General features: G+C 39.4%; 19 protein-coding genes. 14 read left to right on the top strand and 5 right to left on the bottom strand.

Annotation, left to right across the window (positions count from 1 at the left end):
- Positions 1-6 precede the first annotated feature (6 nt).
- A complete protein-coding gene (gene cyoE, locus VSA01S_RS05995) occupies positions 7-873 on the top strand; it encodes a heme o synthase (protein ID WP_039982192.1) in 867 nt (288 codons plus the stop codon).
- Positions 874-953: 80 nt separating this feature from the next.
- Here cyoE and VSA01S_RS05990 read toward each other — a convergent pair whose 3' ends face one another.
- Positions 954-1,844, bottom strand: coding sequence for a LysR family transcriptional regulator (locus tag VSA01S_RS05990; RefSeq protein ID WP_039982191.1), 891 nt, complete (start codon positions 1,842-1,844; stop codon positions 954-956).
- Between the two features lie 164 nt (positions 1,845-2,008).
- Here VSA01S_RS05990 and VSA01S_RS05985 point away from each other — a divergent pair, with 164 nt between their 5' ends.
- The 6 genes from VSA01S_RS05985 (at position 2,009) to VSA01S_RS05960 (ending at position 9,438) form a co-directional block, all read left to right on the top strand.
- Positions 2,009-2,404, top strand: a complete 396-nt coding sequence (locus VSA01S_RS05985) for a RidA family protein (RefSeq protein WP_039982189.1) — start codon at positions 2,009-2,011, stop codon at positions 2,402-2,404.
- Between the two features lie 290 nt (positions 2,405-2,694).
- Entirely contained in the window at positions 2,695-4,176 is a 1,482-nt protein-coding gene (locus VSA01S_RS05980; protein WP_039982188.1) for an aldehyde dehydrogenase family protein, read from the top strand.
- Positions 4,177-4,236: 60 nt separating this feature from the next.
- The gene (locus tag VSA01S_RS05975; protein WP_039982186.1) at positions 4,237-5,226 is read left to right on the top strand and encodes a membrane dipeptidase; all 990 of its coding nucleotides are present in this window, start codon (positions 4,237-4,239) and stop codon (positions 5,224-5,226) included.
- Between the two features lie 27 nt (positions 5,227-5,253).
- A complete protein-coding gene (locus VSA01S_RS05970) occupies positions 5,254-6,846 on the top strand; it encodes a BCCT family transporter (protein WP_039982184.1) in 1,593 nt (530 codons plus the stop codon).
- A 121-nt stretch (positions 6,847-6,967) separates the two neighbouring features.
- Positions 6,968-8,692 carry a hypothetical protein gene (locus VSA01S_RS05965; protein WP_039982182.1) on the top strand — a complete coding sequence of 575 codons (1,725 nt, stop codon included), beginning with the start codon at positions 6,968-6,970 and terminating at the stop codon, positions 8,690-8,692.
- Entirely contained in the window at positions 8,689-9,438 is a 750-nt protein-coding gene (locus VSA01S_RS05960) for a DUF3726 domain-containing protein (RefSeq protein ID WP_039982181.1), read from the top strand. The genes VSA01S_RS05965 and VSA01S_RS05960 overlap by 4 nt, the downstream gene beginning before the upstream one ends.
- Positions 9,439-9,488: 50 nt before the next feature.
- Here the strand turns inward: VSA01S_RS05960 and VSA01S_RS05955 are convergent, their stop codons facing one another.
- On the bottom strand, positions 9,489-9,701 hold the full coding sequence (locus VSA01S_RS05955; RefSeq protein WP_039982179.1) for a hypothetical protein: 213 nt from the start codon (positions 9,699-9,701) through the stop codon (positions 9,489-9,491).
- A gap of 26 nt (positions 9,702-9,727) precedes the next feature.
- Positions 9,728-11,041 (bottom strand): mechanosensitive ion channel domain-containing protein, encoded by a 1,314-nt coding sequence (locus VSA01S_RS05950; RefSeq protein ID WP_227739638.1) that lies wholly within the window; start codon positions 11,039-11,041, stop codon positions 9,728-9,730.
- A 278-nt stretch (positions 11,042-11,319) separates the two neighbouring features.
- Between VSA01S_RS05950 and VSA01S_RS05945 the strand changes: the two genes are divergently transcribed.
- The 6 genes from VSA01S_RS05945 to VSA01S_RS05920 all read left to right on the top strand — a co-directional run bounded on the left by VSA01S_RS05945 (position 11,320) and on the right by VSA01S_RS05920 (position 21,142).
- Entirely contained in the window at positions 11,320-11,583 is a 264-nt protein-coding gene (locus VSA01S_RS05945) for a hypothetical protein (RefSeq protein ID WP_145993897.1), read from the top strand.
- Between the two features lie 2 nt (positions 11,584-11,585).
- Positions 11,586-12,608: a zonular occludens toxin domain-containing protein gene (locus VSA01S_RS05940; RefSeq protein WP_039982174.1), complete on the top strand. Its 1,023-nt coding sequence runs from the start codon at positions 11,586-11,588 to the stop codon at positions 12,606-12,608.
- Between the two features lie 401 nt (positions 12,609-13,009).
- The gene (locus VSA01S_RS05935) at positions 13,010-15,364 is read left to right on the top strand and encodes a M4 family metallopeptidase (protein ID WP_039982172.1); all 2,355 of its coding nucleotides are present in this window, start codon (positions 13,010-13,012) and stop codon (positions 15,362-15,364) included.
- Between the two features lie 67 nt (positions 15,365-15,431).
- On the top strand, positions 15,432-17,228 hold the full coding sequence (locus VSA01S_RS05930) for a M20/M25/M40 family metallo-hydrolase (protein ID WP_039982170.1): 1,797 nt from the start codon (positions 15,432-15,434) through the stop codon (positions 17,226-17,228).
- Positions 17,229-17,293: 65 nt separating this feature from the next.
- On the top strand, positions 17,294-18,799 hold the full coding sequence (locus VSA01S_RS05925; protein WP_227739639.1) for a M28 family metallopeptidase: 1,506 nt from the start codon (positions 17,294-17,296) through the stop codon (positions 18,797-18,799).
- 354 nt (positions 18,800-19,153) lie between these two features.
- Positions 19,154-21,142, top strand: coding sequence for a hypothetical protein (locus VSA01S_RS05920; protein WP_050567395.1), 1,989 nt, complete (start codon positions 19,154-19,156; stop codon positions 21,140-21,142).
- A 164-nt stretch (positions 21,143-21,306) separates the two neighbouring features.
- Here the strand turns inward: VSA01S_RS05920 and VSA01S_RS05915 are convergent, their stop codons facing one another.
- Positions 21,307-21,918: a pyridoxamine 5'-phosphate oxidase family protein gene (locus VSA01S_RS05915; protein WP_039982168.1), complete on the bottom strand. Its 612-nt coding sequence runs from the start codon at positions 21,916-21,918 to the stop codon at positions 21,307-21,309.
- A 72-nt stretch (positions 21,919-21,990) separates the two neighbouring features.
- Entirely contained in the window at positions 21,991-22,902 is a 912-nt protein-coding gene (locus tag VSA01S_RS05910; protein ID WP_050567394.1) for a LysR family transcriptional regulator, read from the bottom strand.
- Between the two features lie 181 nt (positions 22,903-23,083).
- On the opposite strand from VSA01S_RS05910, the gene bla reads away from it, so the two are divergent.
- Complete coding sequence (gene bla / locus VSA01S_RS05905) at positions 23,084-23,932, top strand: class A beta-lactamase (RefSeq protein WP_039982166.1); 849 nt, start codon at positions 23,084-23,086, stop codon at positions 23,930-23,932.
- Positions 23,933-23,956 lie beyond the last annotated feature (24 nt).

Genomic DNA, 23,956 nt, shown 5'->3' with positions numbered 1-23,956 from the left:
TAGGGTATGCTGAAAAGTTATTTGTCTATTACAAAACCGGGCATTATTTTCGGCAACCTGATTTCTGTTGCGGCGGGGTTCTTCCTCGCCGCTAAAACAGAAGCGGCCAGTTTTACACTATTGCTAACTGTGTTAGCGGGTGTTGGATTGGTCATTGCTTCAGGATGCGTAGTAAATAACATTTTTGACCGAGATATTGACCAAAAGATGAAGCGAACTCAACGTCGTGATTTGGTCTTAGGTAACATCAATAGCGATATTGCTTTTGTTTATGCCTTGGTCTTGTTACTCGTCGGTACCGCTTTATTATTCCAATTGGCCAACCCTTTATCAGCGGTTGTGGTTCTTCTTGGTTATGTGTTTTACGTATTTTTCTACACCATGTGGTATAAGCGCAACTCAGTTTATGGCACTTTGGTAGGAAGCCTTTCTGGAGCTGTTCCTCCTTTAGTGGGTTATCTTGCGGTGACAAATTACATTAGCTTAGAGTCGATTTTGCTCTTTTTAATGTTTTGTTTATGGCAGATGCCTCACTCATACGCAATCGCAATGTTCCGTATGCAGGACTATCGTGATGCAGGGATTCCTGTTTTACCAGTCAAAGAAGGTATTGAGAAAGCGCATCGTCATATGAAAGCTTATGTCGTGGCATTTACTCTGGCATCTATGGGGTTATTTGCTTTAGGTGAAGCGGGGTACGAATACCTAGCTGTTTCAGCCGCGGTGTGTTTTGCATGGACAAGAGTCACTTTCCGTCCGGTCGATAATGACAACTGTGTACCGTGGTCAAAAGCAGTATTTAAGGTGTCGTTACTTGCTGTTATGGCAGTCAGTGGCGTTTTAGGTATTGAGTTGATCCCTTTACCTTTTTAATCACTCTTTCTCAACTATCCTAAGCATATAAAGCCCTTATGTATCCGACGTAAGGGCTTTGTTTTTTTAGAGCATTATGTTTATGTACTCTCTGAGTGTCGAAGGTGATGCACACATAAATCGTGAAATGCTTTGGCTTGAGGTGAAACCGTTATATTGTTTAACCTAAAAATACCAATCTCCCTTTCTAACAATGGTTCAATCAAAGGCAGCCAAATTAAGTGAGAAGACTGGTTAGGAAAGGCCAGTTTAGGAAGGGTTGTAATGCCAATACCGAGCTCCAAGACTGAAAACAAAGAAGTAATATTGGCCACTGAATAGAGCGCTTGTTCACTCAAGATACGAGCAGGGGTCGAATCTAATAAAAGGCATGTCCCATTTCGAATGAAAGGCTGTTGCTGTAATGATTGCCACCTTACGCCTTTTGTGTATTTGGCCAATGGATTGTCTTTTAAGCAAACCACGCCAACGGGATCAGAGATTAAAGGAGTAAACTCGATACTGCTTGCATTTAGGTATGAAGCATTACCTAACGCTAAGTCAACATCACCTGATAGCAACCTTGCTTCAACTCCCGCAGCATTATCATCAAGTAAACTAACTTCTACATCAGGGTATTGAGTGCAAAACTTTTTTAGAACATTCGGTATCAACTTGGCTGCAACGGATGGAATCGTTGCTATACGTACTCGTCCTTGTTGGCCTGATGCCATACTTCTCAAGTCACTACAAAGAGAATGATAACCGCTAATAAACTGTATCACTTTGGGTAAGCATTGTTCTCCAAATGGCGTTAGTTTTGATTTATTCCCGTGCTCAAATAGCGGTTTACCAAGGTTTTCTTCGAGCGTTTTAATCGAAGTAGACAAAGCGGCTTGAGAGCGATTTACTTTATGTGCCGCTGAACGAAATCCACCTTCCTGAACCACTGTCACAAAATGGATTAATTGCTGTAACTTGATGTTATCCATCACATCGCTTCCATCCCTTTAAATGCGTTAACTCTATGTTATGTGATAAAAAAAACTTATCACTATTAAAAAATTTACCGTTAGATTTATCGCATGTCAATGTGCAATATTTAACTAAATTAAAACAATATAATTACAAAATTAACCATTGGGCGATGTAGTCAATGAAAAAATATCCTGTAAAAACTGCGTTATATGCTTCGAAAGCGCCATTGGAATGGGCCATCGTTAATAATGGTACGCTTTATACTGCTCAGATCCCGATCGATGAGTCTGGTGCTGTTGTTGAGGGGGGCATTGAAGCGCAAACGCGTCAAACCTTTCAGAATCTTGTTCACACCTTAGAGTGTGCAGGGGAGTCATTAGACTCAGTGCTTCAAGTTCTTATATACGTTACTGATCGTGAATACCTGACGACGGTGAATCAAGTCTACAGTGAGTACTTTAATGCACCTTACCCTAATCGAGCCGCCATGGTCGTCGCAGGCTTGGCTCGTGAAGAAATGCTGGTTGAATTTGTCGTTTATGCAGCTGTTGAGCACTCAGAACCTAATCCGTAAGCGTCATTTTCTATTGGCTCATTTAAACCACAATGAGCTTATGTACATCAGTGCGTTTATGTAAGCCAAAACCATACGATATAAAGAGCATTTGTAATAGAAAGTACATTTACATCAAGACAACATACATATTTTAGTACCCGTTCGTCTGAAGGAAGACATATACCCAAGTGACCTCAAGATGCTTGATTCAGAGCGAGGTCACTGAGCCGAATTCAAGGAAGGCAACGAAGCGGAATAGTATTCTATTTCCAAGGTATACACACAATAACAATCAAAAGGATAGAGCGATGACTTTTATTAACGATGTCCAAGTAGAAAAGATCCATGTTCAAGCAGAAAAGTCTTTATACATAGCAGGCGAATGGCAGGCAGGGGTTGGCAGTATCGATAATATTAACCCGTCGGATACCACCGAGAATCTCGGTGCTTTTTCTCAGGCGAGTCAGGCTCAAGTTGAAGAGGCGATTCAAGCCGCGATACAAGCTCAACCTGAATGGGAAAAAACACCGATTGAGCGAAAACAAACCATATTACAAGCTATCGGAGACGAGCTCATTGCTCGGTGTGACGAACTCGGAACACTTTTGTCTCGTGAGGAAGGGAAACCTTTTGCTGAAGGTCGAGGGGAGATTTATCGCGCGGGACAGTTTTTTCAATACTTTGCCGCAGAAGTTCTAAGGCAAATTGGCGACTGTGCCGATTCTGTTCGTCCTGGTATCTCTGTGGAAGTGACACGCGAAGCCATTGGTGTTGTCGCTATTATTTCGCCTTGGAACTTCCCTACCGCAACGGCGGCATGGAAAATTGCTCCAGCGCTTGCATTTGGTAACAGTGTAATCTGGAAACCGGCCAATTTAACGCCAGCCAGTGCGGTTGCACTCACAGAGATCATTCACCGCCAAGGTTTACCTGCGGGCGTGTTTAACTTAGTGCTAGGAAGTGGATCTCAGGTGGGTAACACACTGATACATTCTAAAGAGATTGATGGTGTCAGCTTTACTGGTTCAGTTGAGACTGGACGTAAAGTGGCCGCTGCGACGGCGCCGAATTTTGTTCGTAGTCAGCTAGAGATGGGCAGCAAAAATGCCTTAGTCGTTGCAGATGATGCGGACATACAGATAGCCGTAGAAGCGACCATAGCGGGTTCTTTCTCTGGAGCAGGACAAAAATGTACAGCCTCGTCGCGTTTAGTTGTGATGGACGGTATCCATGATGCCTATGTTGAAGCGCTGATCAAACGTATGAGCCAGCTTAAGGTCGGTCATGCGCTGGAAGAGGGGATCTTTATGGGCCCCGTTGTCGATGGTCAACAGCTTGAAGCTAATTTAGATTGGATTGAAAAAGCACGACAAAGTGGTGCAGAGTTGGCATTTGGAGGGGAGCGATTATCACTGAAACATGACGGCTTCTATATGTCACCGACACTTTTTTTGAATACGCAGAGCTCTTGGTCTGTGAACCAAGAAGAAGTTTTTGCCCCGCTTGCCTGCGTGATTCGAGTGGCTGATCTAGAAGAAGCCATTGCCGTGACGAACGATACTCGATTTGGTTTGACTGGCGGCATTATCACTCAAAGCTTGCGTAACAGTGCCATCTTCAAACAGCAGGCTCAAACCGGTTGTGTCATGGTCAATTTACCTACTGCAGGGACGGATTATCATGTGCCATTTGGAGGCAGAAAGTCATCGAGCTTTGGCCCTCGTGAACAAGGCCAGTATGCCAAAGAGTTCTACACCGTAATGAAGACGGCTTATCAGCGTCCATATTAAGCGAGCGCCGTTAAGTGAAGTGCTGCATTCATTGCACTGTTTCAACATTAAGGAGTAGGTATGTTTAAACAAAGGATTGTGATCGATGGATTACAGTATTGCAACTGGAACCGAGAATATTTTCAATCACTTAAAGATAGTGGTGTTACTGCTGTTCATGCAACCATAGTTTACCACGAGAATGCTCGAGAAACGCTTAGCCGTTTTGCCGAGTGGAATTTGCGTTTCGAGCAGCACGCCGATCTGATCATGCCGATCTATTCGGTGGCGGATATCGAAGTAGCAAAGGTGCAAAACAAGGTTGGTTTTTTGTTTGGGGCACAAAATTGTTCACCGATAGAGGATGAGATTGGTTTGGTTGAGGTGATGCGCCGTCAGGGGTTAATGATTATGCAACTGACCTATAACAATCAAAGCTTGTTGGCAACCGGCTGCTATGAACAACATGATGCTGGTGTGACACGTTTTGGCCGTCAAGTCATTGAAGAAATGAATCGAGTCGGCATGATCATCGATATGTCGCACAGTGCTGAGCGCTCTACTTTAGAAACGATCGACCTGTCTGCTCGGCCAATATGTATCAGTCATGCTAATCCTACTTTCGCTCATGACGCTTTACGCAATAAATCCAATATCGTGCTGAAGGCCTTAACACAGCGAGGAGGTCTGCTCGGATTTAGTTTATATCCATTCCATTTGCCCAACGGCAGTCAATGTACACTGGATGATTTTTGCCAAATGGTAGCGAGAGCGGCAGAGCTCGTTGGAGTCGAGCATTTAGGTATTGGCAGTGATTTGTGCCTTAATCAACCACAACACGTTCTTGAATGGATGCGAAATGGCCGTTGGTCAAAAGTGATGGATTATGGCGAAGGATCTCAAGGGAATGCGGGTTGGCCAGATGCTTTACCTTGGTTTTGTGGTTCTGGTGGTATGGAAAATATTTATAACGGATTATTAAACATAGGCTTTAGCGAACAAGAAGCGGGAAGAATACTGGGTGACAACTGGTTTGAATTTTTGAAACAAGGGCTTGAGTCAAAGGCATAATTCTCATTTTTATTGTGGAGTCAGCGTATGTCTGATTTAGCGAAGAGTATCAACGCGTCTGCGCATGGACGCTTAGTAAATAGCGTTTATCGCAAGAGTTATTTTAAAGAAAATGCTACTAAGTTTGGCCTGAATAATCCAGCGCTTTGGTATAGCAGCAGTTTTGTAGGAGCTTTTGTTACTGCTGCACTCTATGATGGTGAAAAGTTAAATACAATAGTGAACGATGGCTTTCAGCTTGCGGTTAGCTTGTTTGGTCCTTATTGGCAGGTTCTGCTGCTGTTGACTTTTCTAATTGGGCTTGGTTTAGCCTCTGGCAGAACAGGTCAGGTTAAGCTGGGTGGGTTAAGAAAACCAGAAATGAGCAGCTTTCGTTGGGTGGCAATCATATTTTGCACACTTCTAGCTGGTGGTGGTGTCTTTTGGGCCGCAGCAGAACCGATTGCCCATTACGTTAGCCCACCACCGTTATACCTTGAGCAGACCGATAAACACCAACTCGCAGTCAATGCTCTTGCTCAATCCTTCATGCACTGGGGATTCCTTGCTTGGGCTATTGTGGGGGGCCTTACTTCTATTGTGGTCATGCATTTGCATTATGATAAAGGGTTGCCTCTTAAACCTAGAATTCTTCTTTACCCTTTATTTGGCAAGAAGGTCATCAAAGGGCAAGTCGGGGCGCTCATCGATGCTTGTTGTATTATTGCCGTTGCTGCAGGCACCATTGGCCCAATTGGTTTTTTGGGCTTACAGGTAAGCTATGCATTAAATGCTTTGTTTGATATCCCTGATAGTTTGACTACGCAATCCTTGATCATTTTGTTTGCCATCGTCTTATATACCGTTTCTGCACTGAGTGGGATCAATCGTGGTATGCAGTTCCTCAGCCGTTATAATGTTATTTTGGCTGTCACATTAATGGTTTATATCCTAATTTTTGGCCCAACAAGTTTTATCTTCAACGGTTATATCCAAGCTGTTGGCACTATGGTGGATAACTTTATACCGATGGCGACTTATCGTGGTGATGAAGCATGGTTGAGCTGGTGGACAGTGTTTTTCTGGGGCTGGTTTTTGGGTTATGGCCCAATGATGGCGATTTTTATTGCGCGTATTTCGCGAGGTCGTTCGATACGTCAATTGATAACCACGATTTCAATTATTGCCCCCTTAACCACTTGTTTTTGGTTCACCATCGTCGGTGGAGCTGGATTAGCATTTGAAATGTCATTACCGGGTACAGTCAGTAATGCTTTCGAAGGTTTTAATCTTCCAGGTGCCTTACTAGCAGTCACTCAACAACTGCCACTACCAACTCTGATCTCCATCCTCTTCTTGATTCTGACAACCATTTTTATTGTCACGACTGGAGACTCTATGACTTACACTATCAGTGTTGTTATAAGTGGTGAAACAGAGCCAAACCCGCTGATTCGTGCTTTTTGGGGAGTTGCAATGGGTGTGACAGCACTGATTTTAATTTCGCTTGGGGCTGGTGGGATTACTGCTTTGCAGTCGTTTATTGTCATCACAGCGGTGCCTGTTTCCCTCATTCTTATGCCTTCCTTGTGGAATGCCCCTCAGATAGCGCTTAGTTTGGCTAAAGAGCAAGGTGTTTAAGGAGATGTTATCAGAGAAGAGGTTATTAGAGGACACCTTTAAAGGTTACTCGGGCATATTAAAGGTTAATGGGCATACAAAACAGTCTGAATATTAATGATAACAATAGGTGGTGAGCAAAATGGACGCACATCGTTCTACAGACGCAGAGACAATACTAAGAAATGCTGCGATTGTCATGGACCCGAATCGGCTAGGAGCCATGCACCAAACTCGAATCAGCTTTGCGAGAAGTTTGATTCGAAAGATAGCGAGTCACGCCTGGCAATTTTCTTTAACAGAATGGCAATTATGTCCACGTGGGTTTGGTCACGTTATCTATCGAATAGTCACGCCTGAGAATAAATATCACTTTGTTGCTTTTTGTACTGAAATAGAAGATGAAGAGCGTAATGATAGAGTCATTGCTAATAAATGGGATGTGACTTTTGCACTTGTACAAGGTGAAGTAGACGCAGAGCTATTAAGGCAGTTAAGTGAAAACATTCCTTTACAAGAAGCGGGGCGAAATTCTAATACAGTATTAGTACTTGCCCGTGCAAATAAAAGTGTTCGTGTTTTTGAACATATAATAAAAGCTTTATCTGAAGGGACACAACCACAAGCTCACGAGTTGATTGAAGTGGGTTATATTCTGCGTACTACAGCGGTTTATGGTAATGGTAAATTTGGTATTGCTGACTTTAATCGTCTAGAGAACAATCCTGACTTTTACCAATCATTTAGTGCTCAAATGTGTGCCGTTTATCTGCTTAGGTCGTTCAGCCTAGATTGGGTTCATTATCTGGCAAGGCAGAAAGGAAATAATAACGCCGTTACTCTGAATAGAGAACTTCAACGTTATCTTGGTGTGGGTAATGCAACCGGATTAGGCATGGCCCCATTTTTAATTCATCATCCTTGTATCGTTGATCAGTGGATGACTACTCGAGAAACAGCAATTGCTGAAGTCTTAGCATTAGATTGTGGCATCCAGCAAGGAAAGTCTTTGGAACGTTTTTTGTTCAAAGCAGTACGTCATTTAGAGCAGATTGTAACGATTAACGACTACCAGCAGCAGCTTAATCAGCAAGCGATAGAAGACGTAAGACAACTTATAAACTGTGTGTCATGGTTCATCGTCAATCAGAAAACATGGTCTGATCTCGTTGCGCATAGTAGAAGTTTTGGTTTGGAGAGCCAAGAAATTCTGTTGTCATGCTTAATTGAACTCTACCCATGCATGGTTGATTCACTTTCTGAGCAAATGAATACAAATGAATCCTTTTCTCTTTCGTCAGGACTTGCTGTAAAAGACTTAATGACCGCAATTGAGGAGAAGTATCAGTGGGCCATCAAAGAAGATTACTCTCTTCCTGAAAGCTGTTACTGGTTTTGGTATCGCTCTAAGGATAAGGAGGAGCCAAGACTAGGGGTTCGTGGCCAAGAAAAGGGAGAAGAAAACGAACTTCCTCTAGATATTGGTCGACAAGTCAATTGTCTCTATGACAGCTTGCAGCAACATTCTTTAACGATGTCATTAGCAGAATTTTTATTGCTATACCCACAATATCGGACTATTGCACGTCGTGTTTGGACGTTATGCCAGCGAAAGATGGGGGACGTACAGATGAACGTTATTCATCAAGAAACTCTACCTATTCATTTGTTACGATGTAAGCTATCAATGTTAGGCGCGACTAAATTTGACCCTCGTTCTGATCGTTGGGTACGCGTTACTTTCTTCCAAGGAGCGCCATTAATTGATGAAATTAATGATCCTAGCTATACCGATACATGGTTGTTTCCAATTATTGAAAGCGGCATCGTCCATGAAAAAACAAGCGTTGAAGGAGGGGTATCATGATTGTCTCCCATAACGAATTGGTTGCTTGTGTTTATAAAGCTTTCCTTGGTATGCGTCGTCAATGTGGAGAAGCGGATATTGTCGCTAACATGGTTGCAGACCTACAGATGGTCGATTTGAATGGTATCCACTATTTTAACCAAGCAAGCCTGCGACTTAATTTGGACAATGACTGTGCTGTAAGGATAATAAACGACACAAAAGAAGAATGTGAAATTGATTTAAACAATGGAAGCATTGCATGTCATTTGCCGGCGATATTGGATTTTGCTTTGGAAAAAATGGTCGGTTGCAAACAGGTTTGTATTAAAATAAACCAATGCCATGATCGTTGGTTAGCTTACAGTGAACTATTAAGGTTATCAGCCAAGGGAATTTCTTGTAGAGCCGGCTGGTTTAGCCACAATCAATCAAAGTATATCCAATATATACTAAATCGTGGGTGTGTTGCCCCTGATATCTTTTTTGCGGAACAGGGCAAAATCGACGAGCAAAGCGACATTTGCTTTCGAAACACAAAATCTATGGTGATAGAGCTGTCTACCACCTGCTTAAATGCTGACAACATCATGGTAAGAGGTATACACAAAATACATGGTGCTACCTTAGTTGAAAGACAAAAGGAGTCTCTCGAAAATGGGATTTATGTTGACGACGAAGATTGGCAGCAATTAAAACAAGCGGCCAGCGTTTTTTTGGTAGAAGACAGCGAGCAATCTTCGTTAAATGCTGGAGGACTTGTTTAGCTAAAAAATAGACGGTACAAATACAGGTGATTTTATACCGTCTGGTGTCTTTATGCTTGATTAATAACATTTTTGATGATCCCTACTGCTTTGACTGTGGCGCTCACAGCAACCGCAGTGACACCGACATCAGAAGCCGTAGATTCGACAGAGGTTAAATCGATTGAGCTCGAAATCTCCTCTATGTTTTCTGTCGCTGCAGCAAGAACTTCGTAAGGAATTAGCAGGCCTGCTAAACAGACAAAAAAAAGTTTGATATACATAATGGCTACTCCATTAAAAAGTAAATTTAAGCCGATTTGATTTGTCCTGACGCCATCTCACGTATTGGCATGGCAACTCGTAATTGCTTAGATTCCATTGCTTTAGCTGCATGGATATAAAAATCCTGCTCGACAACCCTGATTTTTTCCCAATGATCACGGTAAACAATGGCTTGATCCTTATGCCACTCTTTGACACAGAGCCAAAAGGATACTGGGTAGCAGGCTTCACCAAAACCTTCAAACCTCACACCACATTCATTGTGTAACTCAGGATGGTTTACGCAGATTTCTTTAATTTTATCGATGAGATAACTGATATTTTCAGGCTGCGTTGTGTGATGTAGCTTAATGTCACCAGTGAGCAGGTAAAAGCCCCTTTTGTCAATGTTTCTGACCGGGCTATCCATAAATACTTTATTAGGAAAGATTAAGTGTTCACCACCAAATTCTTCCAATGTGGTACAGCGAAGCCCAATGTGATGAACTGCACCTGATTTGCCGGCAATATTGATCCAATCCCCAGTCCTGAATGGTTTTTGGACTAGCAGCATGATGCCAGCAATAATATTGGCTACTGCATCCTGTGCTGCAAAGGCGATAGCCATTCCACCAATACCTAAGCCAGCTAAGATAGTAAACGGATCATGTCCAGCTGTTTGAATTGCGAGCATCAATCCATTGAGCCCAATGAATAAAGATGTCGCAAGTGACATAAAATCAACTAAAGATATGTCAAAGTTGTATGGTTCTGCGGTTAGTTTTCTGAGTACAAAAGTCGCAAAGAAAACCTTGACTATTCTTGCGATTAAGAAAGTAAGGCTCAAAATAAGTAGTACGTCTAGGGTAAGCTTAACGGTAGCAAAGTTATCTTTGAAAACATCTTTGAAAGATTCAACAAGCAATAATGAGCCGGATAACGCAATTAAAAGTAGAACCGGGACACGTAAACACTTATAAGTATCTGAAGTGTAAACATAACGTAGGATACGCCAAAGCCTTAAGAAGCGAGCTAGACGTAATATAGCGACATCTTCCAACCAACCGATACCACCACTCAAGAAAGGTTCAATAAGTACAGGTAGGCTTAATATTACAATCGCGAAATCAAGACGATTCCAGTTATCAGAAAAGTACTTTTTAATGCCTAGGTCACTAAGCTTAACAAATAACTCGAATGCAAAATAAAGCACACAAGCAAAATCAACCCATAGAATCCATGAGCCGATAGTCTTATGAAGAGATGGTTGAGTATCCAAAGCAACCATAACGCTTGCATTAATGAGTATAACAGTAAGTACGATTACTTCGTTAGTAATGAGTTTTGCAGCTTTTACCATAAAAATAACCTATTTGTGAATTAAGATTCTATTATTGACTCGCATTTTGAGACGATCTGTATTATTGAACCAGCGCAATTAGACAGGGAAGCATAAAAACTAACCCACATATTGCGCCAACAAGAAAACTAATGGTTTCCATACGCACTCCTAATGTTTTATTAGTTTAATAAGCAATTTTTTAGCCAGTTTTAAGTCAAAGCTTAATTGGCCTAGATATTGCTTTGTTAAAAATTTGAATAGTATGCAAGTGAAGACTTATGTCAGATGATTTTAAAATGCAGGATGATCTTACGAATAAAGCATCTACGAATGCAGATTTTGACTTCTACTATGGGGTTGAAGATAGCCTAGGTGACTGTGAGAACTATGATGTGGTAGAAGCCCTGGATAGAATTACAGTAGCTATTCGAAACCATGACCAAGACATTAATGTTGTAGACTTAGTTAACGAAGGGTTTTTCTTAGGCTTTTTCTTGGTTATCTTTTGCGGTCTATTGGCGCTTCCAATTGTTACTTTCATAAGAGTGTTAAGGGGATAATCATGCTGTCATTAATCTATGGCCGCCCTGGAACAGGAAAAACTTATGAAGCAGTTAAGTTTCATATATTACCGAATCTTAAGTTGGGTAACAAAGTCTATACAAACATACCAGTGAACCTTGAGGACCCAAATCTTGAAGTTAATGATAGTCCTAAAATTCATGACATAGTTAATATCATTGACAGTTCAGAGCATGAAATTACCTTCATCTTAGATGAGTTCCAATTTTTATTGCAAGAAGATGAAGAGGCTTGGTTTCAGCTTTTTGCGCAGCATCGTAAATTTAGAACTGACTTTTTTATTATTACTCAATCGCCATTATCATTGCCTGAAAAAATACAAGACCTGATTTCATTTGCTCATAAAACAACGCATAACCCATTTTTTTTAAAAAAGCTTTCATATATTAAAAAAGTTTATGATGGTGTTCCTACAGAGGAGCGAGTCGTTGTTTTAAATTCTAAATTACGTTTTTATAATAAGAAAATATTTTCTTATTATGATTCTTATTATCAGAGAAATTATGTTAAGACAGGTAATTTGCTTCATTTTGATAATAAAAGTAATATAATGATTTGGCCTATTTTAGCTGTGTGTGTAATCGTGTTTTTGATTTATAAATTTAGTGTTGAAAGAGAATTTAACTTAAGGTCTTACTTAGAACACTCTGCTCCAAATATGAATGTTAATAAAGAAGAAAAAGAAATTCCTGAACCTATACAAGAGACAAATAGACAAGATTCCGTCAATCAGAGTGAGCAGGATTTAAAAGAGGTTGAGTTGAAAAGTAGTGATGATGAACTTATTAATATAATTTTGAAATCAAGAATTTTTATTTCCGGTTGGCATCTTAAAAAGAGAGTGAAAGTTTATTATTATGATGTTTGGCAGGAAAATTTTTTATTTAGGATTAATTCAGACAACCATATTTTTGAAAGTTTTGAAGTTAAAGAATATGAAGAGTGCCTAGTCAGTATTACTTATCAAAGGAGTGTGAAATTCATATCATGTATTCCAGATTAATTATAAATTCAGCTAATGTTTTTTAGCTATAATCTATGTAATTAATTAACTTGATTTGTATTTCTATTTACATCTTGTTGTATTATTAAAGTTAGGTATGTATCTTTAACAAGATCTCGATACTTCTTTTTAGTTCATTCCCTTCGCTTGTTGATTTTTCTTATTAATTTTCTATTTTCATTAACAAAAATAACTAGTGTCTTTTTTGTATTTATTTAGTGTTTAAAATGAGACATCCTTTCATATTATCCTATTGATTTAACATTTTTGTAACCTTTAAAATTGCCAGTTTCATATATTTCATAGTTAACTCATCACAACTATTTAATTGATATTAAATATCGGTATTAGTGTGTTTTTTTCTGATAGATTCGAAGTGAACACATCAAGGAGATAGATAAATGAAAATTAAAAAAAGACTGATCGCTATTGCTGTTGCTAGTGTGATTTCGATGTCAGTATATGCAGGAGAGTCAATTACTCTGACAAAGCCGGTTAACTTTACTAGCTTTTCTGGTCTAAACAAGCAACTGGGTGTAAGTCATTCTTCAAGTTTTCAACAAGTTAAGAACATCTATTTACAAAAACGTGGTATTTATAAAGTCAAAATTCAGCAACATATTTGGGGCATCCCTGTATGGGGACATGCTTTAAATGCAACACAAAGCTATAAGGGTGGCGCACTGAAAGGAGTTCAAGGTAACTACCTACGTATAAGAGATGTTGATCGTAGTTTTGTTAAACCTAAACTTAATCGTGCACAAGCGCTAAAAATTGCATCGAAAAACTATGAAAATAAAGCGTTTGCACGTCATATGCTGAAAAATGTTCAAGATGACTTGTACGTTTACCAAGATGGTAAGAAAACTCGACTGGTATATGTGATTGCATTCTTAGATAGAAACAGTTTATCTCCTTCACGTCCGTTTACTATGCTTGATGCTCATACTGGTGAGATACTTAACCGATGGGAAGGTATTACACATGCTGAAGTAGGTACTGGCCCTGGTGGTAATGAAAAAACAGGCATGTATGAGTATGGCACCGATTATCATTACCTCGATGTTCAAGAGAATGGTACGAACTGTGTCATGGAATCTGAAAATGTTATTACAGTGAACCTAAATGGCGACACCGAAGGTAGTACGCCTTACAGCTATGAATGTCCACGTAACGAGTTCAAAGAAATCAATGGCGCATACTCACCTCTGAATGATGCTCATTACTTTGGCAATATCGTTTTTGATATGTACAAAAACTGGTTTGATACAGCTCCTCTCTCATTTAAGTTGATGATGCGTGTTCACTATGGTGATGAATATGAAAATGCCTTTTGGGATGGAGAGGCAATGACTTTTGGAGATGGTGAGAGCTACTTCTACCCACTTGTTAGCTTGGATGTATCTGCTCATGAAGTCAGTCACGGCTTTACAGAGCAAAACTCAAACCTCATTTATGCCGATCAATCTGGAGGTATGAACGAAGCTTTCTCTGATATTGCAGGTGAGGCAGCTGAGTACTATATGAAAGGTAGCAATGACTGGATGGTTGGCCATGATATTTTCAAAGAAGAAGGCGCGTTGCGTTATATGGATGATCCTTCTCGAGACGGTTCTTCCATTAATCACGCTCAAGATTACTATGAGGGTTTGAATGTTCACTATAGCTCTGGTGTCTTCAATAAAGCTTTCTATCACTTAGCGACAACCCCTGGTTGGGATACTAAGAAAGCATTTGAACCATTTGTACTAGCCAATCAAGTATATTGGACAGAAGACAGTAATTTTTGGGAAGGGGCATGTGGTGTCAAGAATGCTGCTAACGATCTAGGTTATGATCTGACTGCAATTGTCGATGCTTTTAATATTGTTGGGGTCGAACCGTGTGCAGAACCACCTCTACCGCCAGAGCCAGAATATCAACGTCTTGAAAATGGTCAAGCAATGGCAGTAAGTGGTACAACAGGCTCTAAGACGTACTTCGATATTGAAGTCCCAGAAGGGCGTGAGAAACTCACAATAGAGCTTGATGTTGATAATGGTGACCCAGATATTTATATTGGTTTAGATTATGCACCTAGCTCGTCTAATAATATTTGTTCAAGTCTATCAGTTACTGATGAGATTTGTGTTATCGATAACCCTGAAGCTGGCCGATACACAATAAATGTATTTGGTTACGTCGGATACGACAACGCTCAATTGAGAGCATCCTTTGACCAACCAGCTGAAAATATTCCACCAGTCGCTGCATTTACTTACAGCGTAAATGGAAAAACAGTAGAGTTTGTCAGCACTAGCACTGATAGTGACGGACACATTGTTTCTTACCAATGGGACTTTGGCGATGGCAGCTCACAAACGGGTGAAACAGTAAGCCATACTTACTCTGATGCTGGAAGTTACAATGTCACACTAAGCGTTACCGATAACGGCGGAAGCTCAACAGAAGCTAGCCAAACGGTAGTTGTAGAAGATGATGCTGTTGAAGCATTCCCACTTAAACTTAACTTCGGTAATAAGTTACCAGATGGTAAAGCGCGCGTGAAACTGTCTTGGAAGTACGATACTGAAGACTATTTTATTATCAAGCGAAATGGTAAAAATGTTGGCGCAACAGATTTCCATTCATACGTTGATCGATTTGAGCATGACGGAGTGGTAGACGTTGAATATCAAGTCTGTACATCCGGAAATGTTTGTTCTGAAACTAAGCACTATCGTTTCATGAAAACGAATACGAAGAGAAACAAATAATGCTTTAAAACAGGGGCTCCGTAAGGAGCCCTATTTTTTTACATAAATAATAACAGGACTATCAAATATGAAGAGGTCACTTCTAGCGTTGGCACTTTCTGGTGCTTTTAGTGCAATGTCATGGTCAAGTACTACAATCACAGATCATTCAGTTTGGATTACCACTGATGCAGATGCCGAGCACTTGATAAGTAAGCATGGAGCGAAAATATTCCCCAGCGTCATAAATAATTATCGTTCAATTGTTGCAAAGCTAGATGCGAAACAATTGGCTTCTCTAACAAGTCATATGCACCATGAGAAAAATCGCTGCGGTGGTTATATGGTTCATAGCAGTTTGGCGGAGGCAAAACTTAAAGCGGAGATGCCGTTAGCTCGTCAAGAATTTGAAAAACCAACAATTAGCCACCAGGACATAGTTACGCCTCTGATTGCTATGATCGAGCCAAATCATATTGTCGATACGATTGAAATATTGTCGAACTTTACCAATCGATTTTATACCACCAGTACTGGAATTGAGGGTTCAAACTGGTTATTGGAACGTTGGCAGCAAGAAATTGAAGGTGTCGATTATGCATCGGCACGTCAAATAACACATCAAGATTATCCACAAAAATCGGTAGAAGTGACGCTTGTCGGTAAAACTCATCCTGAGCAGATTGTTGTTATTGGTGGCCACTTAGATTCAACAGTAGGCAGTTTAACAACGGAAGGAACTATTGCACCTGGAGCAGATGATGATGCTTCTGGTATTGCGACAGTGACAGAGACATTACGCTTAATGATAGCTAGTGGTGTTCAGCCAGATAAAACCATTAAATTTTATGGTTATGCTGCTGAAGAAGTCGGTTTACGGGGCTCACAAGATATTGCTAACACACTAAAAAATAACGGTGAGCAAGTAATTTCAGTGTTGCAATTAGACATGACAAATCATCAGGGTTCCGCTCACGACATCACCTTCTTGACCGATTATACGGACAGTAATCTCACTGAATTTCTCACTGAACTATTAGATGAGTATGCCAGTGAGATAAGTTACGATTTTGATCAATGCGGTTATGCATGTTCTGATCATGCATCATGGCATAGCGCTGATTTTTCTGCTGCGATGCCAGCAGAAAGTTTATTTGCTGATACTAACTCCAACCTTCATTCCGAAGCTGATACCTTGGAGAACTCCGATCCAACTGCACTTCATGCAAGTAAGTTTGTCAAACTTGCCATTGCATATTTAGTCGAAACCAGTCTCGAATCCAGTTCAACCGTGATTGAACTAGAGGCAGGTGAAGCTGTTGAAAACCTCGAATCTTACTATGGTGAAGAGCAATTCTTTACTTTTGAGAGTCAATCAGAAGGTAAAGTAACGATCGAAGTGTCTGGTCCAAGAAATGGTGACGCTGATTTATATGTAAAATATGAAGATAGTGTATCCAGTACAAATTTCGACTGTCGTCCATTTTTAAACGGCAGTAATGAAGTCTGTGTTCTAGACAAACCCGCTGGTATCTTCAATATCATGTTGAAAGGTTACCGAAATTTTGATCAAACCAAAATTCTGGTTGATTTCGAAGCAGCGGAGCGTACTGAATATGAAGGTGATTTTGAATTAGATATGGATTTCGGCAATAAAAATCCAGATGGTCAAGCCAAAGTAAAGCTTTCGTGGAATTATGACACTGAAGATTATTTTATTATCAAGAGAAACGGCACCAATGTTGGTGCAACAGAGCTAGATAGCTATGTCGATGAATTTGAATTTGATGAGACGATTGATGTTGAGTACCAAGTGTGTACTTCTTCTGGAATTTGCTCGGAAAAACGAGACTACCATTTCACCAAACCACTTATTAAAGCTTAGGTTCGGCTAAGTACATGTCATTTGGTTATTTTAAGGAAATAAAAATGAAAAAAAACTTAATATCTATGGCTTTAATCGGCAGTATGATGTCGCCAGTTCTTTTTGCAAACACGGTAGGTAATGAATCTGTATGGATTACAACAGATGCAGATGCACTACATTTGATTACGGAACACGGAGCTGAAGTATATAAACCATTTTCTGGTAAAACACAGTCTATCGTGGCAAAAATAGAGATGAAGCAACTGGCTGCGCTTTCTAGCCACATGCATCACGATAAGCATCGCTGTGGTGGTTATATGGTCCATGAAAATAAAGCCATTGCTTTAAAAGCAGCGTCAATGCCTATTAGTCGTCAAGACTATCAAAAACCGACCATAAGCCATCAAGAAAAAGTAAGGGAACTCATTGCTCAAATAGAGCCGAATAACATGGTCGAAACCATCGAAAATTTGAGTAACTTTACCAACCGCTTTTATACCACCTCCACTGGGATTGAAGCCTCCGATTGGTTGTTAGAACGTTGGCAACAAGAAATCGAAGGTATTGGTTTTGGCTCAGCTCGGCAAGTGACTCATGCCGATTACCCACAAAAATCTGTGGAGTTGACTTTGCTGGGTAAAACGTCGCCCGAGCAAATTATTGTTATTGGAGGACACTTAGACTCTACAGTGGGTAATTGGACACAAGAAGGAACGATTTCACCAGGAGCGGATGATGATGCATCTGGGATTGCAACAGTCACAGAAGCATTACGATTAATGATTGCAAGTGGTGTTCAACCAGATAAAACCATCAAGTTTTATGGTTATGCTGCGGAAGAGGTTGGTTTACGTGGCTCCCAAGATATAGCACAAAGCATGAAAGATGATAATGCAAATGTTTTGTCGGTTTTACAATTAGATATGACGAACTACAATGGTTCGGCTAATGACATTACTTTTATATCTGATTACACCGATAGTAATCTTAACCAATTTCTTAGTGAATTGATTGATACTTATGCGGATGAAATAAGTTATGACTTTGACCGCTGTGGTTATGCTTGTTCAGATCATGCTTCTTGGCATAACCTTGGCTATTCTGCTTCTATGCCTTTTGAAACCATGTTCAGTGAGTTTAACCCCCATATTCATACCAAAGAAGATACGTTAGAAAACTCAGATCCTACAGCCAGTCATGCTACTAAATTTGCTAAGCTTGCGATTGCTTATTTAATCGAATCAAGTTTAAACCAAATAGACGGTGCGATAACGCTGGAAGATGGTCAGCCAGTGGAAGATTTAGAAGCGGGGTATGGTGAAGTCTTATACTTTACCTTTACAACTGAGGAAGAGGGAGAAGTTACAATAAATCTTATGGGTCCTTCAAAAGGCGATGCGGATTTGTTTGTTAAATACAACGATGCAGTTTCTACTTCGAATTATGACTGTCGTCCTTTCCAAAATGGTAGCAATGAAACTTGTGTGTTAACAAAGCCAGCTGGAACGTTTAACATAATGGTCCGTGGGTATCGGAACTTTGATGAGACTTCCATTAAAGCAAACTTTACGGCGGCTCCGATTCAATAAAACATCTCTCAAATAAGTAAAACACATCTCGATAAATACGAGTCAAGCAGTGGCTGATCTTCATCAGTCACTTTTATCCCACAAAACATCATAAATATGGCAACCTTTCAAAAAACTCAATATTTAAAACATTTTTAAATATATTTAAATATATACTCAATTAAATGTTTAATTTGACTTTAGTTAACTTAATTTCTGCCTTTTTTATCCTTGTTTTTTACATTTATATATCTTTATCTAAGAATAATTTTTTTATTATTTTTTCACTAAAATTAGCATTGTCTAATTAATTATTGTTGATATTATCAATAGCGATTAATTCAATCGCAGTGGTAATAAAAACAAATGAAAAACATGTCTAATACGATAAAGCTTATGTGTGCAACATTGCTTTTATCTCCAATTTCTTATGCTCAAGAAGTCAATCACTCCTCGGTTGTACAGACGGCTTTTTATGATCAAGTTGATCCAAAATACACCGATTCTTTGTACCTTTTTCAGTTAGTGATGTCTAAAAATTGTTTAACTTATCAAAGAGAAGAAGAAGCTTGTGGTGTTTATCTAGAAGAAAAACGCGAATCAGTAACATCAGACTGGTATCAAGAAATCGATCCAATTAAAAAGCAATATCTGAAAATTAAGCTTGATATGCTGGAGAATATGAGAACGGTTTTAGCTGATGTCCATTATGGTGATCAAGGTTACTACAGTGCTATTGTTGCTGATACACAGGCAATTATGGATGCTAAGTTTGAACCACAATTACAAGAGATCTTTAGTCAAGAGCTTGCTAAAAACAGTGGTAGAACAGGTCACGATTTTGTTGGCTCTAAACAACAGCTTCTATTTCAGTATCAAAATGAAGCACAATATTTTCGTGATACGGTCATTGAGCCTTTTGAAATAGGTACTCCACCAGCAACAAAAAAAGATAAGATTTATTATCAAGAATTACTATTTTCTAAGCAGTACCTAGCTGAAAAAGTCTTGATGACCTCGGCGGAAAGGGAATTAGACACTTATCTGAAAAGTGTGATTCGAGATCTTGTTAGATGTTCAGAGTGTACAACAACACCAATCGTAAAAATGTGGAATAACTCTTCTGTACACTATAAGGAAATATCTGTTACTGAGCTTATGCTGTTCGGATTAGAAAACGATGGATGGATCGGTAATACGGAAATCTTATATCCTATTGAGTACTTTGGTATTGTTGAGAAAGAAATTTCAGTTATTCAGTTTTTAACTTACTTGCGCTCTTATATTCAACAAAATCAAGACAATTTTTTTGTATCACAAGATCAACTACTTTCCGGAAATAAGCCAGGAAATGTTGAGCAAGTCTCTTGGGAGGTGATGCAGAAAGGAGTGTCAAACAATAACCTCAGCTCCGATATTTGGCAGAAAGCTATTGTTCCTAACATACGTGATTTATTTAATTCACTTGTTGATATTACAACTGAATCAACAGGGGCTACTTTTGTAAATCAAGCTTCTCAAGCGATGAATAGTGCGGTTACAACAAGCTTTAAATTGGCGCATATCGGGAAAACATTCAATATAGCGAGTGCTATCGAGACCGTTGTAAATCATATTCCAAAGGTTGTAATTGGTGAAGAAACGCGAAGGGCATGCAGAAATGATAGTTTTACTGGTTCTGGTGGCATTACTTTAGAAGAAAACTGCATATACGTACCAAACTTTGGGAGTGGTAAATTCCCTATCACCATTGGCAAGTTGTTTGATCAAAAAGAAGGATCAGCGGTTATCCAAGATATGACGGGGGGTAACACAGCATTAATGACTCTATACCGTTACATACCGACAAGAATTCTAAACCCTTGGGATATGTTCTTCGATGGTGTTCAATTTATTACCGGTGTTGATGTAAGGCAATACGGTCAAGATATTATGGGTTATAACGTCTCTTTAATTCATAAAAGCGGAGCGATTGTATTTCGGGATATTATCTTTGGTAAAGAAGAGTTAGTACTACAAAAAGCCAACTTACTGGATACAGATGTAAGTCATTATACATTAAAAATATACAGCAATTTAAATAACAATGAAGTAGCGAGCTTTACGCTGAGCAATGCTATGTTCTATCGTTCTAAAGGTGGTGTTGTACATGGGAACAAGTTCTATTTTGTAGAAGAAATTCCTTATAATCAGGAGCCTGAATATGTCAACGAAGTGCGAGCATCACAAAAATGCCCAACACCACACCCTCAAGTATCCGACAGGAAAAAGTATTTCTTTGATTGTTTAGAGGAAAAATATAACTATTCATATATTCCTGATTATTACCTAGATAATATGACGGTAGTATCAAAGCCAGAATAAAAATTGAGCGCCGTTCTTACTCTCATATCGTAAACTTGAGGGAGTAAATAAGAGATTTAAAGTGCTGAAATTCAAAGCTTTGATTTACTCTTGTTAAATTACATGTCAATAAGACCAAACATGCCGCGTTAATTACTGATGCGGTATGTTCTTATCCGTTTGTACTAAAGTGTCGAATTGTAATACTTAATCATTTCTTCTTGAGTCGCGGAAGTTAATTCTGGGTTATTCTGCTGCGTTTTCATAATTTGTGCAAATGAGGGAAGTATACTTCTTTCTACACGATGGTCTTCCTGCCAGAGTTTGCCTCTCATAATGGCTTTAGCGCAGTGGAAGTAGACAGTTTTAACATCAATTTTAACGACTAGCTTTGGGGCTTTTTTGCCATCTGGGCATAATGCTTTTAATTCTTCGTCTATATGAAGAGTTGCACTTCCTTTGAGGCGAACGACTTCATCAATACCATTAACCATCAAAAGTAATCCAACATGTGGGTTATTAATGATATTTTTAAAGCTATCTATGCGGTTGTTTCCGGAGCTATCTGGAATGAGTAGGGTATGAGAATCTAGTACATTTATAAAGCCAGGCTCCCCCCCACGAGGTGAAATATCGGTAAAGTTTTCGGAATCCGTTGTTGCTAAAAGAGCAAAATGGCTATGCTCGATAAAGGTTTTTGTAAAGCTATCGATTTGATATTGAACTTTGTTTCTGGCTCTTGTGCTCGGTTCGGGATATAGAGCGGCTAACTCATTTAACGTATTAATTTGGCTCATTACTATTATATAAGTGTTATTAAAAAGTAGGTATAATTATGTATGTCATTGTAAAAACAAACAATCATAAGATTATTTTCTGTGAACCTTGTTTAATTTATGTGGTGTGGTTTCTTTAGCCTGTTCAATTAACCACTGTTTAACTATTTCCATGACAGTGGTCTCTTTCTTGATATCTAATCGACTAAGCCAATAACCACCTTTGTTTAAATAAATATCGAAGGGTTGAGCGAGCTGACCACGGAAAATCTTCTGAGCAAACATTAATGGGGGAGCTAAAGCTAAGCCGTACCCTTGAATAGCAGCATCTACCATGAGAGAAGTCGAATCAAAAGTAACGGTTGGTCGCCTTGCGCTTTCAGGAGGTGCGCCAGCTTCTATCAGCCAGTGATCCCATTCTGTTACATCGTAAGAACGCAATAATGGGTATTGTAGAACATCAATTGGACTCTTTAAATTTTGATAAAACCTTTGATTACATAGCACAGTGAAAGGAGCATCAAACAGTTTTATTGCTGAAGAATTGTTCCAGTTACCATTACCAAAACGTATTACATAATCTAGTCCTTCGGCAAACGCATCAGAACGGTTGTTATTGGTTGATATCCTTAACTCAATAGTAGGGCATTCTTGATGAAATTGTTCAAGACGAGGTAATAACCAATGGAGAGCAAAGGTACCCACTACGCCTAAATTAACAACGTGTTTTGGGCAACCAGCTTGAAGGTTGTCAAGGTTGAGTGAAAGATGGCTAAATGCTTTTTCAACAATAGGAAATAGCCGCATACCTTCTTCCGTTAAATTGATCCCTCTGGGCATACGATTAAATAAGGTTACTCCAAGGCACTCTTCTAGTTTTTTTACTTGCTGACTTACTGCAGTTTGAGTCACGCAGAGTTCATTTGCCGATTTGGTAAAATTTTGATGTTTGGCGGAAACATAAAAAGCTCTCAATCCATTTAAAGGGAGTTTGCTTAAGTTCATATTTAGTTACTTTGTGATGCTGTGATTCAATTCATAATTGTAACGGATTTTGGTGTGCTTATGATAAAAACAAGTCACAAAGGCCAAGAAAATCTTGGGGCTCTCCATGGAAATTGTAAATTGTTAGCTTTAAATTACTTACCTAAAATGATGTGAGTTAATCAATATGTAAGGTATAAAAATGAAAATTCCATTGGCATTGAGTGTCTTATCCTTTTTCTCATCGTTGGTTATGTCTGCAGACTTAACTGCTTCATTGACAGAAATCGAGCGAGAAAGCACTGGGCGAATAGGTGTTGCTGTAATTGATACCAAAGATAATAAACTTTGGAATTATCATGGGCATGACTTCTTTCCTATGATGAGTACATTCAAGACTTTAGCTTGTGCACACATGCTGTATCAAGTTGATCGAGGGCAGATAAAAACAGCAAAATCAATACCGGTAACAAAAGATGATTTAGTTAACTGGAACCCTGTTACAGAACATTTTGTGGGAAGCACAATGACCTTACAGAGTTTGTGTAATGCAGCAATGACAATGAGTGATAATGCTGCTGCAAACCTCGTGCTTAAAGCGATAGGTGGGCCAGAGAGTTTAACCGCTTTCCTTCAAAGGAATGGTGATAAAGCGACTCGATTAGATGATATAGAACCGCAATTAAATTATGTAGATATTGGGTCAAAGCGAAATTCTACTACGCCTTTGACGATGATGAAGACCATAGAAAAACTTACTCTTGGAAGTGTATTAAGTGAGCAAAGTAAAAGGCAATTATTACTATGGATGAAAGCGAATATGGTGTCTGATGGCTTACTTCGCGCTGTGGTGCCTAAAGATTGGCAAGTGGCAGATAGAAGTGGCGGCGGCGTTAATGGCTCACGAACCTATACCGGTATGATTTGGCGAAAAAACCGAGATCCAATTTTTATAGGTATCTTTGTTGCACGTACGAAATACAAAACTGTCCCTGAATTGAACAAGCTAGTCAGGACTATTTCAGTGGCCGTTTTGGAAGAGTTTTTATAAAAAATATTCAGATACCTCGGACTC

It is taken from the genome of Vibrio sagamiensis NBRC 104589 (assembly GCF_007990935.1).
Classification (GTDB): domain Bacteria; phylum Pseudomonadota; class Gammaproteobacteria; order Enterobacterales; family Vibrionaceae; genus Vibrio; species Vibrio sagamiensis.
Note: the sequence above shows the minus strand (reverse complement) of the source record. Positions and strands in the feature narration are given on the sequence as shown.

What these genes read in the sequence shown, in the direction of transcription:
- VSA01S_RS05980 (WP_039982188.1), top strand. Translation starts at nt 2,695, where the DNA reads ATGACTTTTATTAACGATGTCCAAGTAGAAAAGATCCATGTTCAAGCA.
- VSA01S_RS05965 (WP_039982182.1), top strand. Translation starts at nt 6,968, where the DNA reads ATGGACGCACATCGTTCTACAGACGCAGAGACAATACTAAGAAATGCT.
- VSA01S_RS05935 (WP_039982172.1), top strand. Translation starts at nt 13,010, where the DNA reads ATGAAAATTAAAAAAAGACTGATCGCTATTGCTGTTGCTAGTGTGATT.
- VSA01S_RS05970 (WP_039982184.1), top strand. Translation starts at nt 5,254, where the DNA reads ATGTCTGATTTAGCGAAGAGTATCAACGCGTCTGCGCATGGACGCTTA.
- VSA01S_RS05940 (WP_039982174.1), top strand. Translation starts at nt 11,586, where the DNA reads ATGCTGTCATTAATCTATGGCCGCCCTGGAACAGGAAAAACTTATGAA.
- bla (WP_039982166.1), top strand. Translation starts at nt 23,084, where the DNA reads ATGAAAATTCCATTGGCATTGAGTGTCTTATCCTTTTTCTCATCGTTG.
- VSA01S_RS05915 (WP_039982168.1), bottom strand. Translation starts at nt 21,918, where the DNA reads ATGAGCCAAATTAATACGTTAAATGAGTTAGCCGCTCTATATCCCGAA.
- VSA01S_RS05925 (WP_227739639.1), top strand. Translation starts at nt 17,294, where the DNA reads ATGGCTTTAATCGGCAGTATGATGTCGCCAGTTCTTTTTGCAAACACG.
- VSA01S_RS05945 (WP_145993897.1), top strand. Translation starts at nt 11,320, where the DNA reads ATGCAGGATGATCTTACGAATAAAGCATCTACGAATGCAGATTTTGAC.
- VSA01S_RS05985 (WP_039982189.1), top strand. Translation starts at nt 2,009, where the DNA reads ATGAAAAAATATCCTGTAAAAACTGCGTTATATGCTTCGAAAGCGCCA.
- VSA01S_RS05920 (WP_050567395.1), top strand. Translation starts at nt 19,154, where the DNA reads ATGTCTAATACGATAAAGCTTATGTGTGCAACATTGCTTTTATCTCCA.
- VSA01S_RS05910 (WP_050567394.1), bottom strand. Translation starts at nt 22,902, where the DNA reads ATGAACTTAAGCAAACTCCCTTTAAATGGATTGAGAGCTTTTTATGTT.
- VSA01S_RS05955 (WP_039982179.1), bottom strand. Translation starts at nt 9,701, where the DNA reads ATGTATATCAAACTTTTTTTTGTCTGTTTAGCAGGCCTGCTAATTCCT.
- VSA01S_RS05960 (WP_039982181.1), top strand. Translation starts at nt 8,689, where the DNA reads ATGATTGTCTCCCATAACGAATTGGTTGCTTGTGTTTATAAAGCTTTC.
- VSA01S_RS05990 (WP_039982191.1), bottom strand. Translation starts at nt 1,844, where the DNA reads ATGGATAACATCAAGTTACAGCAATTAATCCATTTTGTGACAGTGGTT.
- VSA01S_RS05950 (WP_227739638.1), bottom strand. Translation starts at nt 11,041, where the DNA reads ATGGTAAAAGCTGCAAAACTCATTACTAACGAAGTAATCGTACTTACT.
- cyoE (WP_039982192.1), top strand. Translation starts at nt 7, where the DNA reads ATGCTGAAAAGTTATTTGTCTATTACAAAACCGGGCATTATTTTCGGC.
- VSA01S_RS05975 (WP_039982186.1), top strand. Translation starts at nt 4,237, where the DNA reads ATGTTTAAACAAAGGATTGTGATCGATGGATTACAGTATTGCAACTGG.
- VSA01S_RS05930 (WP_039982170.1), top strand. Translation starts at nt 15,432, where the DNA reads ATGAAGAGGTCACTTCTAGCGTTGGCACTTTCTGGTGCTTTTAGTGCA.